Source organism: Bacillus cereus group sp. MS39 (assembly GCF_040448665.1).
In the GTDB taxonomy this organism is placed as follows: Bacteria; Bacillota; Bacilli; order Bacillales; family Bacillaceae_G; genus Bacillus_A; species Bacillus_A wiedmannii.
The window spans coordinates 4,912,986-4,930,845 of record NZ_CP123058.1; the positions used below are offsets into that span (position 1 = coordinate 4,912,986).

Sequence of the window (17,860 nt, forward strand, 5' to 3'; positions counted from 1 at the left end):
GTTTTATCATTCCACCTTTTCATGTTATTATTTATTTCCGAGCATATCGGGAAAAGTAAACGTAGTTAATTCGAAATAGGAGCGTTGGTACTATGCAGTGCATTGAAACAAACAACTTACAACAGTTGTTAGAACAAGTAAAACCATATACGAAAAAAGGAAAGCTTGCTACTTATATCCCCGAACTAGGAAATGCAAATCCAGACGATTTAGGGATTGCCATTTTCCATAAAGAAACAGAATATATCCATGCTGGCAACTCACAAACACTATTTACTCTTCAAAGTATTTCAAAAGTAATTACACTTGCACTTGCCCTTTTAGATCGTGGTGAAGAATATGTATTTTCTAAAGTTGGAATGGAACCAACTGGTGATCCATTCAACTCTATTATTAAGTTAGAAACAACAAGCCCATCCAAACCACTTAATCCAATGATTAATGCGGGGGCACTAGCTATTACAAGCATGTTAACAGGAAAAGATAATGAAAAAAAAATGGAGCGCATCCTTCATTTTGTACGTGAAATAACAGATAATCCTACCATTAATTATTCTTCTAAAGTTGCCAATTCAGAATTAGAGACAGCTTACTTAAACCGTTCACTTTGTTACTACATGAAACAAAACGGAATTATCGATTGTGACATCGAAGAACTTATGGATTTATACACTCGTCAATGTGCAGTTGAAGTAAACTGTATCGATTTAGCACGTATTGGCTTAATTTTTGCGATGGATGGCTATGATCCATATAAGAAAAAGCAAATTATCCCTAAACATATTACAAAAATCTGTAAAACATTCATGGTTACATGCGGTATGTATAACGAGTCTGGTGAATTTGCGATTCGTGTTGGTATTCCAGCCAAAAGTGGTGTAGCTGGTGGTATTTTCGGCTGCGTAAAAGGAGAAATGGGAATTGGCATTTTCGGACCGGCTTTAGATGCAAACGGAAATAGTATCGCTGGTTTTAAAATTCTTGAACTTCTTTCTGCTCAAGAAGGTTGGAGCATTTTTTAATTCAGAGTTATCCTGCTATACTAGCAGGATTTTTTCATTTCATAAAAACCTCAACTTTATCCGCTATCCATCCCCTTACAAAACAGTACTAAAAGTTTCTCTATATCATGCATATTTGCTCCCCCCTCCTGAATAATATAGTACAACCTAGCGCTATATGTGGAGGTGTGAAAGATGAAACTAATATTTCAAATGGAAAAACAGCCTGTTCTTGAAAAAACGATTCTTCTTTTTATATTGAGTATTGTAGAAAGCTTGAAGTTAAAAGTGGTTTCACTCGATGAAGCTCACCGATACATATTCAATTTAGAAGTACTTGAACTACTAATGGATCGGAACATCGATGATCAAGTACTTGAACTTATTCATTTCGGAATGGGACTTGAAGACATTCATCATGTGCTTCCTGAAGAACTTGAACATACTATCGAAGAATTAAAGTGGCTTTGCATTCAAGTGTTAAGTGAATACAGTATGCATGAAGAATCGGAACAACTAATTGAAGATATACGTTGAAAAAGCACCTATGTAGGTGCTTTTAATGTTTTTTCAAACTATTTTTATACGTTTCAATATTTACTGGTAGTTCTTCCTCTTCTAAAGTATGTTCATTTACATCTTTATGAATGAACGCACCTTTAGGCGGTTGATGGTCATGCCCTTTTTTCTTATGATCAAATGCTTTTCCGCGTCCCATACGGATCCCCCTTTCTTTAAAAGAAATCCGTATTAGTATGGGGAAAAGTACGTCGACATATGCAATCCTTTGCCGTATTTCCAAGGAAATACTCGAACATTGTTTTCTGTTCTCCTTACAACAACTGATCGATCCCAATAAGAATTAATAGCACGCCCGCAATAACAGTAGCCCATTTCCCTAAGTATTCTGCTAAAAATCGTTTTCCTACATAAGCAAAACCACTAATACAAATAAAACTAAACACCCCAGAAATAGTTGCTGTAAGCCACAGATTCAAGTTTGTTACCCCCGCGTCAAATCCACCTGCAATATTATTAATAGACAACGCAACCCCTAAAACAATTGCTTCTGAAAAACTAATTGTTTTAGAACCATCAAAATCTGCTTTTTCTGGATCACGTAAAATTCCCATAAGTACATTACCATCTTTAGAACCTACAGTATTTCTTTGCCCCAAGAAAGGCTGGCACAAAATAAACACACCGATTATACCTAAAACGATTGCTCCAATTAGGTTTGCAGTAAACTCTGAAATAAATAACGCTATCCAGTTCCCAAAAAAGCCAGCTAATAAAGTAAATAAAAAACCAAAAAATGCGATGATAAAATTGTTAAGCCACGAAATTCGAATTTTACGAATGCCATATGCAATCCCAACACCTGCATTATCTAAATTAGAAGCAATACCGATTAAAAAAATTGAAAATAGACCTGCCGTACTCATAAATAGCCACCCCTTTTTCTCACTTTTCAATGCATATTATGAAAATGTTGAGCAACTGTGCCTGTCTGTTTCATATACATGTAAGAAATGCTCAACATTTTTTCAACAATAAAAAAGGAGTGCCTTCACTATGCCTAAAGAAAACCCAAATGAGCGGCTTAGTACATTAATAAAAAAACTTTTAAAAGAACGTGCCTTATCCATGCGTCAATTAGGAATGCATACAAATATTGATCCCGCAACAATCTCAAGAATTATGAATGGTAAACAACCGCCAAAACAAAAACATCTACAAAAATTTGCAGAGTGTTTGCAAGTTCCACCCCAATTGTTATTTGATGAAATGTATCCTGATTCTCCTCACATTAATAAAGAAAAGACGGATATGTACACATCTCTTGATACAATTCAGCAAACGCTACAATCCTCTAACTTATTCGATTTCGACTATACAACAACTCGCGTAAAACAAGAACTTGAAAACTATGAACGCTATGCTCAGACAACAGAAGGTGAAAAACGTATTCATGAAAGTTTCGCGAGTAAATTAGAACAAATTGATAGCGCTGGTCCTTTTATTGAACAATTAACCGATATGTATCAACAATTTTGCAATGAAACTATCTCAAAAGAAGAGCGTGCAGTTCTTGGAGGCGCATTACTGTATTTCATTTTATCGACAGATATTATTCCCGACTATCTCTTTCCAATTGGCTATTTAGATGATGCAATTGCTGTTGAATTAGCGAAAGAAAAATTAATCGAACTAAAACGAAAAACATAGAAAAATAAAGAACTATTTCAGTTGTTTCTGTTCAACTCTGAAATAGTTCACTAAAAAGTCGTACAAGTATACATACCTGTACGATTTCAACACACTAATCTATTTTTTCGTGTGACACCATTCATATATAAATGCTGTTATTACTTTTGTAAATTCAATTAACTGTTCTACTTCAACTTTCTCATTTATTGAATGAGCTTCTTCTAATGTACCTGGTCCGTAAATAACAGCTGGAATATGAAATTCACTAAACCAACCACCATCCGTTACCGTTGCAGACATATCTAAAATTGCATTTTTAGATAGAATTGATTCGTGTACTGAGCTAAGAGTTTTTACTGCTGCATGTTCACTATCTACTTCTAAAGAAGGGAAAATTTCGCCACGATCCACAATCATTGATTCTCCGCCCCACTTAAATTGTGGTGGATTTTCACTTAACCATGGATCAGCAGCCGCTACTTTCTCAATATACTCTTCAATTTCTTTTATTATTTGTTCATGTGTTTCATTCGGATAGAAGTGCACCGTTATCCATAACCGGCACTCATCCGCAATAAACGCTGCATGCCGTCCGCCTTCAATAACAGCTGGGTTAATTGTTGTTGTTCCAGATGGATAACCTTCATATGTTTTCATAACTGCCCAATGACGCTCTAATTCTTGTAAACTTTGCACAATTTTCATCATTTTTTCAATCGCACTCGCTCCGAATAAACGTCCTCCAGCATGAATCATTTGCCTGCGTGTTGCATCATGAAACGTCTGGGGGCTTTTCACAGTAATCCATCCAGTAATTACGCCGCCCTGTCCTTGCATATGTAAATCACTTGTATCCACTACGACTGCAAAATCAGCATCATAACCTCTTTTGCAGCATTGAAGTGTACCTGCTTCTCCAACTTCTTCCCCAATTACTGATTGAAAGATTAAATCTCCAGGTAATTCAATGCCAGCTTCTTGTAAAAGTTGAATAGCAAATAGTGCTCCAGCCAGTCCTCCTTTCATATCCGCCGCACCACGTCCAACTAACCAACCATCTTTTATAAATGGCTCAAACGGATTGGTTTCCCACGCTTCATCTGCTGATACTTCAGCTACATCCACATGTCCATTAATAATAAGACTTTTATGTGTGTCACTTTCTAGCCCTTTTCTTACCCCAACAACGTTCGGGTCATTCGGATATACATCCCATTTATCAACACTAAAATTTCGTTTTCTTAGAAAACCTGCAACAAATTCTTGCGCCTCATTTGTGTTTCTCGCCGGCGGTGCTGGTGTTTCAAAACGAATTAAAGTCTTTGTAAGCTCTAGTAACTCATCTTTTCGTAAATCAATCTGTTCTAATAGCTGTGAAACTTCTTGATTCATCGCTAATTCCCCTTTGCATACATAGTATGTTTCCAGCTTTATTGTCACAAAAAAAGAGACTGTTTACAATTTTACAGTCTTTTTTTTTTAGCATAAGTTTCTAACATATTTACAAACTTTCTGCCTCTGTTGTATTCGTTTTTTCAATATGTTCTACCTTACGTGCCTTATTTCTTGTCGCACGGTAAAACAGTAAACAAACAATCATAAATGGAATACCACAATATAATGCCATTCTTTGTTCTGGAATAAAAGCCATACCAACAATTACTGTTACATTTAATACTAACGCAAGCAGTGGTACGAATGGATACAGCGGTGTTTTAAATTTCAAGTCCTTTACATCCCCGCCCTGCTTAATGTATGACCTTCTAGCCAATAAGTTAGATAGAGCGATAGATGCCCAAACTAATATTGCCCCGAACCCGGCAATAGAAAGCAGCCATAAATAAACTGTATCTTCCGCATAAATACCTGATAGTAATGAAAGGCAACCTACAATTGTACTTACAATCAATGCATAAATAGGAACACCATTTTTAGATAACTTACCGAAAATTGGACTAATCATTCCTTGATTAGACATAGACCATAGCATACGAGAAGTTGCATATAATCCTGAATTCGCAACGGATAGAACCGCTGTAATAATAACGAAATTTATAATATCGGCTGCATAAGGAATACCAATTTTATCAAATACAACTACGAATGGACTTTCTATCACTCCTGCTTGCTGCCAAGGGAATAAGCCTGCAAGAATGAAAATAGATAATACAAAGAACACAAGTATACGCCAAACTGTATTATTAATTGCCTTCGGAATCGTTTTCTCTGGATTTTCACTCTCTCCAGCTGCAATACCAACTAGTTCCGTTCCTTGGAAGGAAAAATTAACTGCAATCATCGTAATTAAAATGGCTGATAATCCATTTGGAAACAACCCACCATAATCAGTAAAGCTAGAGAACATCGGTGCTGGTTCATTTCCTTTCATATCTAGAAAACCAAACATTGCTGCCCCGCCTAAAATAATAAATGCAATGATTGTAATTACTTTAATACTTGCAAACCAAAATTCAACTTCTGCAAAACTTCTTGAAGATAACGCATTGATAGCAAAGAGAAGCACCGCAAACGCTACACACCAAATCCATGACGGTACATCAGGAAACCATCGTTTCATTAAAATACTAACTGCAATCAGTTCAATACCTATCGTAGCAGACCAGTTTAGCCATGACATCCAGCCGACTACATAACCCGCTGCAGGGGAAATGTGCTTTGTAGCATAAGTTTGATAAGATCCTGCGTCAGGCATCGCAACAGCTAACTCTCCAAGACAGAGCATCGTTAAATACATAACAAATCCTCCAACAAGATACGCTACAATCGCTCCTCCAGGCCCAGCCTCATGGATTGTATACCCAGATCCTAAAAAAAGACCGGTACCAATAACTCCTCCAAGTGCAATCATAAATATGTGCCTGCTTTTCAATTCCCTTTTTAACCCTTGGTTTTGGTCCATCATATAATTCCCCCCTCTTCCCTTTGGAAACCCATTTCATGTAAGCGTTTTTAAAATTGTCCATAATAAGAATAATTATTGAAAAGAGCAAAATACATAGTATTAATCACTACCTGTTATTAAAAGATCATCCCTCACTGTTATTAATAACTTTTGATCAGCGATGGCTTGTCCTTCTACTACTTCTAATGATTCGATATACCCACTGATCCCTACCTTAATTTCTACTTTCTGTTTATCTATCGTTTCAATTAATGCTAATTTCTCCCACTCGTATACGTAAGAACTTTCCGCAACAAATAACTTCTCTACTTTCCCGTAACAAGGACTATACACGCCTTCTATAACCGTCTTCACTTTATAAACTCCTCCTTCTTATTAATTGGTACCGAAACGTTGCATATCCCTCCTTTAAAGATTTCAATTATTATTTATGCAAAAAGCATACCAATCTCCAATTCCTATTTAAAATGAGGATTCCTCACGAAAAAATCTTCATAACCGCAAAATTTTTCTATCATTCAAGAAGTTTTAAAGGGAAAATAGCAAAAAAATTTTGCGATTTTATAAGAATTTTAATAAAATTATAAAAAGTCAGTCTTCATAGGGTGAAATGAGGAGAAGATAATCTATGCGTACAGAAGACATTAATTTTAAACAGATCATTGAAATGAATATGCTATATGAAACTTTACTCAATGAACTCGATATCGGGATTCATATTATTAACGAGGAAAGTAAAACGATTATCTATAACCGCAAAATGATGGAAATTGAATCAATGGAGCGCTCAGATGTGCTATATAAAAGTCCTTTAGAAGTATTCGCATTTGAAGAAAATAAAAATAGTACTCTTATAGAAGCATTAAAATTAGGAAAAACAAACAAAAATATAAAACAAACGTATTTTAACAATAAAGGGCAAGAAATTACGACGATTAACGATACTTTCCCTATAATAGAAAATGGAAAAATTAAAGGCGCTATTGAAATTTCAAAAGAGATGAATCACTTAAAGCAAACAATAAAAATGGACTCTTCTCGAAAACAAAACACTAAATTTACCTTTGATCACATAATTGGTGATTCTGAAGCCATTCAATCAACCATTGGGGAAGGAAAAAGGGTAATTCGTACATCCTCCTCCATACTTCTCGTAGGAGAAACAGGAACTGGAAAAGAACTATTTGCACAAAGTATCCATAATGAAAGTCAACGTTCAACAAAACCGTTCATTTCACAAAACTGTGCTGCTATACCTGATACGCTAATGGAAAGCTTATTATTTGGTACGAACCGAGGTGCATTTACAGGCGCTATCGATAAAGCTGGTTTATTTGAAGAAGCAAACGGAGGAACTTTGTTATTAGATGAGATCAACTCATTAAGTCCAGCACTTCAAGCGAAGTTACTGCGAGCTATACAAGAAAAAACAATACGAAGAATCGGGGGCACACAAGAAAAAGAAATTGATGTTCGTATTATAGCAACTATTAATGAAGATCCTCTTGAAGCTATTACACATAATCGATTACGGGAAGACTTATATTACCGATTAAGCGTCGTTACTTTATGTCTCCCGCCTTTACGTGAACGAAAAGAAGATATTCCTGATCTTGTGCAGCACTTTATCGAAAAGTACAACATTCAATTTGGACTTGGCGTAACGGATCTAGATGTACATGTAAGAGAATTCTTGTATGCATATGATTGGCCTGGAAACGTACGAGAATTGGAACATATCATTGAAGGTTCAATGAATTTAGTTGAAGATGAAAATATCATTACAGCGTTTCATCTTCCCACTCGCTTTCGTGAACAAATAAAAAAAGAATTCAATATGCAACCTTCCCTAACTAATAACGAGGATGATGCACCTAAAACGTTAAAGCACACAATAGAGACAATGGAGAAGAACTACATCAATCAAATTCTGACAGAGTATCACGGTAATATCTCACAGGCTGCAAAGTTTTTAGGATTAAGTAGGCAAAACTTACAATATCGAATTAAAAAATTGCATTTACACATATGAAATGAAACTTTAATCAAATGTAGGATGAATCCGCTTCCAAGTGTAAATAAAAATTGGGAAAATATGCTACAATAAACATATAACATACTAGAAAGGAACGATATATATGAGTAATGATAACAAATTAAAGTTATTACAATACTTAGCCTTCTTCCCTACCCTTGTATGTATGATGTTACTAGTTGATATGAATGCTTATCCTTATGCAAAACTATTAGCAACAATTAGCGGCTCCTTTGCAGCTATTATGCTTGCTGCTTTTTGGAATTTGAAGATACGTATGAAGAAAGAAAAATCTTCTTAATGCCAAAACAATAAAAAATCGAGCTTACACAGCTCGATTTTTTTATTGTTTATTAAAACTCAACATTCTCCAAATACAAACCACTCGCCTCAGCAAGACAATTAATTTGATTACGTTGTTTTTCCTCTAAAATATTTGGGATTGCGTCCGCATCTAATTGTCCTAATCCAACTTCAATTAATGCTCCAACAATTTTTCGTACCATGTTATGAAGGAATCCGTTACCACTTACTCTAATTTGTACAAATCCTGCTGCTTCCATCACTTCAAGTGTATATACTTCTCGAACCATAGACTTTTTCTTTGATTTCGCATTTGAAAAAGCAGTAAAGTCATGTGAACCAACTAAATGTTTCGCAGCTTCTTTCATGCTTTTCACATTTAATTTTTTATTCACATGCATGCTGTATTTACGCATAAATGGATTTGTATGCTCTTCATTCCAAATTTTATAAAGATATGTTTTTGCTTTAGAATTGTAACGAGCATGGAAGCGTTCTTGTACTTCTTCTACATTCGTAATGCTAATATCGTTGGGTAAATATTGATTTAAATATTTTTTCACTTTATGTTCCACTAACTTCTCATCACTTTGAAAGTTAGCAACTTGATTCAAAGCATGTACACCCGCATCTGTTCTACTACAACCGATAATTTCAATTTCTTTTCCGATCATTTCAGATATGACACTCTCGATTTTTCCTTGAATTGTATTATCGTTATTACCGAGACGTTGCCATCCTTTAAAACGTGCACCATCGTACTGAATCGTTAATTTATAATTATTCATTTTACTCTCCTTCATAGAAAATATTCCCTCATATCGTGAGGGAATATGAATAAACTTTACTTTCTAACAAGCTTCACTACATTTTCTACATGGGCTGTATGTGGGAACATATCAACTGGTTGTACATATTCCACTTCATAACTCTTCATTAATGCTTGTACATCACGTGCTAATGAAGAAGGATTACAAGATACGTAAACAACTTGTTTTGGTTTCACTTTTAAAATTGTTTCCAGTAATTTATCATCGCAACCTGTACGAGGTGGATCGACAACAATTACATCTGGACGCCATCCTTCTTTTACCCATTTCGGTAACCATTGTTCAGCTTTACCTGCTTCATATTTCGTATTTGTAAATCCGTGACGCTTCGCATTTTTTCTTGCATCTTCAATCGCTTCTGGAATTACATCCATACCACGTACTTCCGCTGCATCATTTGCAAGCCAAAGACCGATTGTACCAACACCACAATAAGCATCTACAATTTTCTCATCGCCTGTTAAAGCAGCTGCTTTTTTCGCTTCATCGTATAAAACAACTGTTTGTTCTGGATTTAACTGGAAGAATGCACGTGCTGATAATTCAAATGATAAATCACCTAGTGTTTCTTGAATTACTTCTTTTCCAGCTAATTTAAATGTTTTATCACCGAAAATAACAGATGTTTTACGCCAGTTTACGTTTTGCATAATTGATTTAACAGCTGGCATCTGTTTTTGTACTTCTGCGATAAATTGATCTTTATTTGGTAATTCTTCTTTTGTTGTAATAAGTGTAACTTGTACTTCCCCTGTTTGAACTGCAGTACGTGTCACAATTGTGCGTACTAAACCTTTTTGTTTTTTCTCATTGTAAATAGAAACATTTAATTTTTCTAATATACGTCTTACAACTTTTGTCGCTTCATTCGTTGCTTTATGTTGAATCATACAGTGAGCAATATCAATTAACTGATGTGAATTTTGCTTATACAGCCCTGTAATAACCTTTTCGTCTTTACGTCCCACTTGTAATTGACTCTTATTACGATAATGCCATGGGTTTTCCATACCAAGCGTTGGACGAATTTTTTCTTCCAAACTGTTGTTCATATACTTCTCGAATGCTTGTACGACGATATCACGCTTTTGATTTAATTGTTCTTTATAATCTAAATGTTGCAGCTGACAACCGCCACACTCTTCATATACCGGACATGGTGCTTTCACACGATGTGGTGAAGCTTTACGAACTTTTTTCACTTTCGCTTCAGCGAAGCCACGCTGAATTTTCGTTGTTTCAGCAACAACTTCTTCTCCTGGTAATGCCCCTGGAATGAAAACAACTTGTCTCTTAAAATAACCAACGCCTTCTCCGTTAATCCCAAGACGTTTAATTGTCACAGGAAACGTTTGACCAACTTCCAACTTACTCTCATGTTGCTTTTGTATCATTATTACACCTCTACTCTATACTTTTCCATAAATATAACGCTGCATAACTGCAGTATGGTTCACACTCTTGTTTCACTTTTTCTAAAAATGCATCATCAGGTTTATCATCTAATTGAAATACACCTTGCACTGCACGCTGAATCCCAATGTCCGCTTTCGGAAACATATTTTTCCGTCCAAGCCCGAACATTAAAAAATTTTGCACTGTCCATGTACCAATCCCCCTAATTGGTAACAATTGTGCGGAAACCTCTTCATCCGCCCTGGTTTCTATACTCGCTAAATTTAATGTACCGCTGACAATACTTCGACCTAACCCTACTATATATTCAGCCTTTCGCTGACTAAACTTCTGCTCCCTCAATTCTTCTATTGAAATATTTGCTACTATTTCTGGAGTGGGGAAAAAGAATACACCGTTCTTCTCTGTTCCATATCGTTTCACAAACTGTTCTGTTAACACAGTAGCAAATTTCAAATTTATTTGTTGATGAATGATACAGCGAAGAAGACAAGCAAAATAATCAAACTCTAAAATAATTGGAGTATAAGCATATGTTTCAAATAGTGGACGTAATGATGTGTTTAAAAAATGATTTTGTATATCTTGAAACGGTTCATTCCAATGAAAAATGGCCCTCATTCGTTTCATGACTTTCTCTTGATCTCCTGCCTGACTAGAGATCCAAAACTGTGGAGTTTGAACAGTACCAATCCCTTGTAAGCGAACAACAATCTGTTCCTCGTCTATACAAAGCGGGACATAAATGACTTTCTCATCTAATTGAATGACGTTAAGAGGATCAAAAGATAAACGTTTCAATACCTCTTCAAAATGATACGGATACTCTAACGTAACATGTTCGCTCCACATACGTTTCCCCATCCTTTTTACACATCATTATAGCATGAGAAAACCGCAAGCATACATGCTTACGGTTGATTGCTTTTTACTAAGTCATCTAGACTTTTAAAATGATACCCTTTCTCGCGCAAATCATCAATGATTTTCGCAAGTGCTTCTGCATTATCTTTTGATATTGCATGAAGTAATAAAACAGATCCTGGATGAATCATCGTCATTACATTATTATGTGCATATTGCCATCCTCTTTGCTCGTCCACTTTCCAATCCAAAAATGCAAGTGACCAAAATACATTATAATAGCCCATTTCTTTCGTAAGAGCCAACGTTCTTTCACTAAATACGCCGCGCGGCGGACGTACATATTTTACTTCTTTTTGCCCAGTTACTTTTTTAATCTCTTCCGTTACACTCGTTAATTCTTCACGAAGTTTCGCATCATTTACCGTTGTAAAATCAGGATGACTCCACGAATGATTTCCAATAATATGTCCTTCATTCTTCATTCTTAATAACAAATCTTTTTGTGTTTTAATATAATGACCCGTTACAAAGAAAGTTGCCGGTACTTTTTTCTCTTTTAATACATCTAAGATTTTCCCTGTGTATCCATTCTCGTACCCATTATCGAATGTTAAATAAATATCTTTTTTCTTTGTATCCCCTAAATAAAACCCACCATTTTTTTGTAGTAAATCTGTGTATAACTTTCCTGCATCTGGTACTGTTTCATTTTTAGGACGCGGGATTCCCCAGTTATGTGGAGTATTTGTATAAGCTAATGCTGAAACTGGAACAAGTGCCATCATAATTGAAAAAATGAGACCGATATATAACCATTTATATTTCATAAATAGTCTCCTTTCCATATATAATCATACTTGTAGTTTCTGTTGCCGTGCATTCTTTCATGCTGAACATGTTTTTCTATATATACCAAAAAAATGCATCTCGAATCATTCGAGATGCATTTTTGTTTACTTAAATACTGGCTCTTTAAAGCTAGCTAATTTTTCAAGTGATGTTTTATCAACATCTGCATGTAAGCTATTACCATGAGAATCCATCGTTACAACTGCTTTAAATCCTTCGATACGTAAATGCCACATTGCCTCTGGAATACCAAATTGTAAGAAATCAACATCTTTTACTTCTTTAATACATTCGGCATAATATTGCGCTGCACCGCCAATTGCATTTAAATATACACCACCATGCTCTTCTAAAGCCGCTAATGTTTTTGCACCCATACCACCTTTTCCAATGACAGCGCGAATACCGAATTTCTTCATAATATCGCCTTGGTACGGTTCTTCACGAATACTTGTCGTTGGACCTGCCGCTTTAATTTGCCAGTTTTCATTTTCATCTTTCACGACAACTGGACCACAGTGATAAATAACTTGTCCTTTTAAATCTACTGGACAATCGTTATCCATTAAATGCTTATGGATTGCGTCACGACCTGTATACATCATGCCATTAATTGTTACAACATCACCAACGCGAAGTTCACGAATTTGCTCTTCTGTAATTGGTGCTTGTAATACAATCTCACGTTGCTCTGTTTTTTCTTGCGCTTCTTGCTGAAGTGTATCCTCACCTTCTTGATATAGCCAATCCATAATTTCACCTGTTACAGGATGGATTGTTACGCCAAGGCGGCGATATGCCCAGCAATTATACGCAACAGATACGTAGAAACTAGCTGGCAGACGATTATACACGCCAATTTTACAACCAAGTAAAGTTGTTTCTCCGCCAAATCCCATCGTACCAATGCCAAGCTTATTCGCATTTTCTAATACGTACTCTTCAAGTTTTTGTAACTCTGGTACTGGATTGACATCATCTAATGTACGGAATAATTGATTTTTTGCTAATTCGTAACCTGATGTGCGGTCTCCCCCGATACCAACACCAATTACACCTGCACTACAGCCTTGACCTTGCGCTTGGTATACAGCATGAAGAAGGCATTTACGAATCCCTTCTAAATCACGGCCAGCGCGTCCAAGTCCTTCTAATTCACACGGTAAGCTATACTGAATATTTTTATTCTCACAGCCACCACCCTTTAGGATTAAGCGTGCATCAATATAATCTTTTTCCCATTGTTCGAACTTAATAACCGGTGTACCTGGTCCTAAATTATTTCCACTATTATCTCCAAAAAGAGAATCAACAGAATTGGGACGAAGTTTACCATCTTTTGTCGCCCGCTCAAGCGCATTATAGATAGCTTCCTTCAAATGTAATTGATTCACACCAACTGGTGTATAAATTTTAAACGTTGGCATCCCTGTATCTTGGCAAATTGGCGAGATGTTATCATCAGCCATTTTAATATTATTCGTAATTGTGCCAAGTGCCATCGCAGAACGAGTCCCTGCATTTTCTCGTTCTTTCGCTTGTTGAATCGCACGACGAACATCTTTCGGTAAGTTCGTTGACGTTTCAACAATTAGTTGATACATGCTTTCTTGAAGCTTTTCCATTGTTACTTCCCCCTCAATTGTGAACGCTACCAAAACGTTATGAGCTGAAAATTCCATCGTTATGCTCTTCAGCTTTTTATTTGTTTCACGCTATTAAAGCATAAATGAAATTTTTCACAACTTGATTATACCTTTTTTTCTACCGTCCTTCTATTATCCATACAGAAAAAGGCTGCCAATTTTGCATTGGCAGCCTTTTTAATATATTATTCGTCTTTTTTAAATTGCTCACATTTTAATTCTAATTCATCTAACATCGCAAGAAGACGATCTACATCTTCTAACTCTACTTCTTCAGGTTCAATTGTATCAATTACTTCAATGAACATATTTAAACGTTCTTTTAAATATACTAGTTGTGAATCTTTATCTTCAATTGCTTTTCCCATGAAGGCACTCTCCTTTTAATTCGAGATGCTTTTATTATACCGCAAAAATGATTGCTATGGGCATGAAATTTCATCAATTTTGTCGCAGCCATTCATTCAAATGTAAGCCCTCTCTCTTTTTTCACAAAAAAGTTTCACTTTATAAAAAGTACATATTCTTCTATTATAGAGAATGGACAAATTGTTATTTCAATAGTCAAAGGAGTATTTCATATGACGATATCACAAAAAATGAAGCCGATTACTCCTTCTTACGATCCATGGGAAGCGTATATGGACCTTGAAGAGTACGGCAAACTACTATTAACAAACGTTGAGTTTACAACGACAACGTTATGCAATATGCGTTGCGAGCATTGTGCTGTTGGTTACACATTACAGCCGAAAGATCCAAATCCGCTTCCTATGGAACTTTTATTAAAACGATTAGATGAGATTCCTCATTTACGTTCTTTAAGTATTACTGGCGGAGAACCAATGCTTTCAAAGAAATCCGTCGACAACTATGTAACACCACTCTTAAAATACGCTCATGAACGAGGCGTTCGCACTCAAATCAACTCAAACTTAACTATAGATTTAGCACGTTACGAACAAATTATTCCTTATTTAGACGTATTGCATATATCTCATAACTGGGGAACAATTGATGACTTCGTTGAAGGTGGATTTGCAATGATGGAACGTAAACCTACTTATGAACAACGTGCAAAATTATTTGAACGAATGATTACAAATAGTAAAGCTCTATCAGATGCAGGTGTACTCGTATCAGCCGAAACGATGTTAAACAAAAGGACTCTACCGCATATTGAACATATTCATCGTCAAATTGTCGAAGAGATGGGCTGTAAACGTCATGAAGTTCATCCAATGTATCCAAGTGACTTCGCGAGTAATCTAGAGATCTTAACAAAAGCTGAAATTCGAGATGCAATTGAGCATTTACTAGAAATTCGCGATGAAAATGTATGGATGTTATTTGGAACTTTACCTTTCTACGCTTGTAGCGATGACGAGCGAGACATCGCCACATTTAAGAAATTACAAGAAAGCAAAAATGTAACAGTTCGTAACGATCCAGATGGTCGTTCTCGTTTAAACGTCAACATTTTCGATGGAAATATTATTGTAACTGATTTCGGTGACGTTCCTCTTCTAGGTAACGTACAAACAAACACACTACAAGAAGCGTATGACAAATGGAGCGCTTCAAAAACAGCACAATCATTAAGCTGTCACTGTCCTGCAGTAAAATGCCTTGGACCAAATGTTCTTGTAAAAAATAGCTACTATCCGACAGCAGACTTCTTATCAAAAACAGCAAACATAACATTTTAAAGTTCAACTTTAATCAGTGGGGTTTTGTTCATTCCCCACTGATTATTAGTTGAACCAATTGCCCACAAATAGCAGGATAAATAAAAACGTCAGCTTATAAGCTGACGTTTTTTCATATTATTGCGAGTGAGAAGAAGAAATGAATTTAAAATACAAATGATCGTGAATTGGAATAGCAGCTCCGATTCCTTGTGAGGTAATATTTTTTACTACAAGCCTCTTTTGATTTCCTTTTAACACAAGGTACACTTCTCCAAATGTTACTTTTCCTTTTTCATTTACTGCTGGTGTATAAGCGTATAAATATCCAAGTTGACTCGGACTAATATTATACACACGCTCATGTCCAGTACCATAACCAATGGTCGTTTTAAATGAAAGTGGCAATTGTACTTTTTCAAGTGCTTTGAGAAGCATCATTTTTTTCACATCCGCAGTATTTTTCATATCTGCTGTTAAATCACCTTCAACCGTCTTTTGCGTTTCTTGCTTATAGCGTAGCGGATATAAGCGATCTCCTCCGCGATTATCGTACACATTGCGATTTACTTGTTTATATCCCCAATTAATCGATGTATCAACCGATTCATAATTTAAAGCCCATTGACCTAAATAAATCTTCGCTCGGTACCCTACCGCAAGCGGCGCATTCGAAATTGTCGTTTCATTAAACATTCGAATTAAGTCCGGATTTTCAATTTTAATATTTGCTGTTTTCAATAGTTCTTGAGCAAACTTACTCGGTTGTAAGCGCGGCAAATCTTGCGCATCATTTGGAAACGTATTGTCTTTAGAAATATTTAAAACAGATGAAGGCATTTTTGTTTCTACCGTTGTCTTTGCAAAACTCATGTTAGGAAATAATAGAATAAACGAGACCATAGTTGAAAGACATATGCTGTATACTCGTTTCACCTGTCTGGCTCCTTCCTACGTAAAGGTATATATACTACTTTGTTTATTGTTTTCTCTCAATACAATTGTTATGCCTATTTTTCATAATAAATAAAAACCAATTCCCATAATGACATACGCCGCTAATAAAGTACCGCCTTCAAACCAATTTGTATCTCCATCATTTGAAATCGCAATCGTTAAGAAAACAGCTGTAATCATAGAAACAAGTTCTGGTATTGTAAATACTAAAGGCATCCTTTGTGCAAAGAACATAGAAAGCAGTACTAATACAGGAGCAACAAACATGGCAATTTGCAACGTAGAACCGACTGCAATTTCAACTGCAATATTTACTTTATTTTTATACGCCATAATAATTGCAGATGCATGTTCCGCTGCATTCCCAACAATTGCAACGATAATAACCCCTATAAATAACTCTGACCAACCAAATGACTTTGCAACTGTCTCAAATGTATGCACAAGCGCCTCTGACACATAAGCTACCGCAATTGTCGCTATTGCTAAAATGAGTAGCGCTTTACCTTTCGACCACTCTGGTTCTTCCTCATGAGCTACTTCATCCGTTTTATGTTGATATACACCACGATGCGTAACGAGCTTAAATAGCAGTGCAGCAAGGTACATAATAATCATAATGATAGAAACACCGATACTTAATTGATACGTCTTTCCAGCATCCATCTTCATTGAAAAAATCTCTGGAATAACAAAAGCTACTACTACCGCAAAGATTAATAAAGCTGAATTATGCCTTGCATCATATACATTAAAACTTTGTCTTTTGTATTTAAGCCCTCCTATAAAGAAGGATAGCCCTCCTACTAATAATAAATTCCCAAGTACAGAACCCGTTAAAGAGGCTAATACAACCTCAATTAATCCCGCCTGAAGTGCAAAAATCGAAATAATTAGTTCAACAGCATTACCAAAAGTAGCATTTAATAATCCGCCTATTCTAGGTCCAGAGACAATTGCCAAACTTTCTGTCGCTCTCCCCATAAAACCCGCTAAGGCGATAATAGTAATGCAATACACAGCGAACATAATTGTTTGAGGCCAATGAAGCATTTTTCCAAGTACAGAAAGTGGTACCCCGATTAGCGCTACTATAAGAAATATTTTATTAAACATGCTTTTCATCCTTCCATC

Annotated in this window: 19 protein-coding genes; 6 read left to right on the forward strand and 13 right to left on the reverse strand. The window is 35.9% G+C overall.

Features of this window, described 5'->3' with window-relative positions:
- Nucleotides 1-92 precede the first annotated feature (92 nt).
- Together glsA and QEP67_RS25470 are read left to right on the forward strand one after the other, a co-directional pair.
- Complete coding sequence (gene glsA, locus QEP67_RS25465) at nt 93-1,022, forward strand: glutaminase A (protein ID WP_001149862.1); 930 nt, start codon at nt 93-95, stop codon at nt 1,020-1,022.
- 174 nt (nt 1,023-1,196) lie between these two features.
- Nucleotides 1,197-1,538, forward strand: a complete 342-nt coding sequence (locus QEP67_RS25470; RefSeq protein ID WP_000766602.1) for a DUF3969 family protein — start codon at nt 1,197-1,199, stop codon at nt 1,536-1,538.
- Between the two features lie 22 nt (nt 1,539-1,560).
- On the opposite strand, the gene QEP67_RS25475 is transcribed toward QEP67_RS25470, so the two are convergent.
- Together QEP67_RS25475 and QEP67_RS25480 are read right to left on the reverse strand one after the other, a co-directional pair.
- On the reverse strand, nt 1,561-1,719 hold the full coding sequence (locus QEP67_RS25475; RefSeq protein ID WP_000532411.1) for a hypothetical protein: 159 nt from the start codon (nt 1,717-1,719) through the stop codon (nt 1,561-1,563).
- Between the two features lie 115 nt (nt 1,720-1,834).
- Nucleotides 1,835-2,446 (reverse strand): manganese efflux pump, encoded by a 612-nt coding sequence (locus QEP67_RS25480; RefSeq protein WP_000100745.1) that lies wholly within the window; start codon nt 2,444-2,446, stop codon nt 1,835-1,837.
- 130 nt (nt 2,447-2,576) lie between these two features.
- Here QEP67_RS25480 and QEP67_RS25485 point away from each other — a divergent pair, with 130 nt between their 5' ends.
- Entirely contained in the window at nt 2,577-3,230 is a 654-nt protein-coding gene (locus tag QEP67_RS25485) for a DUF1232 domain-containing protein (RefSeq protein ID WP_001123723.1), read from the forward strand.
- Between the two features lie 99 nt (nt 3,231-3,329).
- Here the strand turns inward: QEP67_RS25485 and QEP67_RS25490 are convergent, their stop codons facing one another.
- From QEP67_RS25490 to QEP67_RS25500, 3 genes are all read right to left on the reverse strand, one after another.
- Nucleotides 3,330-4,604, reverse strand: coding sequence for an acetylornithine deacetylase (locus tag QEP67_RS25490; RefSeq protein WP_001071204.1), 1,275 nt, complete (start codon nt 4,602-4,604; stop codon nt 3,330-3,332).
- 109 nt (nt 4,605-4,713) lie between these two features.
- Nucleotides 4,714-6,135 carry an amino acid permease gene (locus tag QEP67_RS25495; RefSeq protein WP_000969239.1) on the reverse strand — a complete coding sequence of 474 codons (1,422 nt, stop codon included), beginning with the start codon at nt 6,133-6,135 and terminating at the stop codon, nt 4,714-4,716.
- A gap of 99 nt (nt 6,136-6,234) precedes the next feature.
- On the reverse strand, nt 6,235-6,489 hold the full coding sequence (locus QEP67_RS25500; RefSeq protein WP_000859484.1) for a biotin/lipoyl-containing protein: 255 nt from the start codon (nt 6,487-6,489) through the stop codon (nt 6,235-6,237).
- Nucleotides 6,490-6,763: 274 nt separating this feature from the next.
- On the opposite strand from QEP67_RS25500, the gene QEP67_RS25505 reads away from it, so the two are divergent.
- Both QEP67_RS25505 and QEP67_RS25510 read left to right on the forward strand, forming a co-directional pair.
- The gene (locus QEP67_RS25505; RefSeq protein WP_061672579.1) at nt 6,764-8,167 is read left to right on the forward strand and encodes a sigma 54-interacting transcriptional regulator; all 1,404 of its coding nucleotides are present in this window, start codon (nt 6,764-6,766) and stop codon (nt 8,165-8,167) included.
- A 106-nt stretch (nt 8,168-8,273) separates the two neighbouring features.
- Nucleotides 8,274-8,471, forward strand: a complete 198-nt coding sequence (locus QEP67_RS25510; RefSeq protein ID WP_000063921.1) for a hypothetical protein — start codon at nt 8,274-8,276, stop codon at nt 8,469-8,471.
- A gap of 52 nt (nt 8,472-8,523) precedes the next feature.
- Here QEP67_RS25510 and truA read toward each other — a convergent pair whose 3' ends face one another.
- The 6 genes from truA to QEP67_RS25540 all read right to left on the reverse strand — a co-directional run bounded on the left by truA (nt 8,524) and on the right by QEP67_RS25540 (nt 14,449).
- Complete coding sequence (truA, locus tag QEP67_RS25515) at nt 8,524-9,261, reverse strand: tRNA pseudouridine(38-40) synthase TruA (RefSeq protein ID WP_001067304.1); 738 nt, start codon at nt 9,259-9,261, stop codon at nt 8,524-8,526.
- A gap of 56 nt (nt 9,262-9,317) precedes the next feature.
- Nucleotides 9,318-10,697 carry a 23S rRNA (uracil(1939)-C(5))-methyltransferase RlmD gene (rlmD, locus tag QEP67_RS25520; RefSeq protein ID WP_000615214.1) on the reverse strand — a complete coding sequence of 460 codons (1,380 nt, stop codon included), beginning with the start codon at nt 10,695-10,697 and terminating at the stop codon, nt 9,318-9,320.
- 10 nt (nt 10,698-10,707) lie between these two features.
- Entirely contained in the window at nt 10,708-11,571 is an 864-nt protein-coding gene (locus QEP67_RS25525; protein WP_353706464.1) for a DNA-3-methyladenine glycosylase, read from the reverse strand.
- 59 nt (nt 11,572-11,630) lie between these two features.
- Nucleotides 11,631-12,413: a delta-lactam-biosynthetic de-N-acetylase gene (gene pdaA / locus QEP67_RS25530; protein ID WP_000875960.1), complete on the reverse strand. Its 783-nt coding sequence runs from the start codon at nt 12,411-12,413 to the stop codon at nt 11,631-11,633.
- 126 nt (nt 12,414-12,539) lie between these two features.
- Nucleotides 12,540-14,060 (reverse strand): class I fumarate hydratase, encoded by a 1,521-nt coding sequence (fumA, locus tag QEP67_RS25535; RefSeq protein WP_000413500.1) that lies wholly within the window; start codon nt 14,058-14,060, stop codon nt 12,540-12,542.
- Nucleotides 14,061-14,266: 206 nt separating this feature from the next.
- Complete coding sequence (locus QEP67_RS25540; RefSeq protein ID WP_000513547.1) at nt 14,267-14,449, reverse strand: SE1561 family protein; 183 nt, start codon at nt 14,447-14,449, stop codon at nt 14,267-14,269.
- A 213-nt stretch (nt 14,450-14,662) separates the two neighbouring features.
- On the opposite strand from QEP67_RS25540, the gene yfkAB reads away from it, so the two are divergent.
- Nucleotides 14,663-15,790 carry a radical SAM/CxCxxxxC motif protein YfkAB gene (gene yfkAB, locus QEP67_RS25545; RefSeq protein ID WP_353706465.1) on the forward strand — a complete coding sequence of 376 codons (1,128 nt, stop codon included), beginning with the start codon at nt 14,663-14,665 and terminating at the stop codon, nt 15,788-15,790.
- A 117-nt stretch (nt 15,791-15,907) separates the two neighbouring features.
- On the opposite strand, the gene QEP67_RS25550 is transcribed toward yfkAB, so the two are convergent.
- Nucleotides 15,908-16,705 (reverse strand): YfkD famly protein, encoded by a 798-nt coding sequence (locus tag QEP67_RS25550; RefSeq protein WP_002108840.1) that lies wholly within the window; start codon nt 16,703-16,705, stop codon nt 15,908-15,910.
- A gap of 81 nt (nt 16,706-16,786) precedes the next feature.
- A complete protein-coding gene (gene cax, locus QEP67_RS25555; protein WP_000482128.1) occupies nt 16,787-17,842 on the reverse strand; it encodes a calcium/proton exchanger in 1,056 nt (351 codons plus the stop codon).
- Nucleotides 17,843-17,860 lie beyond the last annotated feature (18 nt).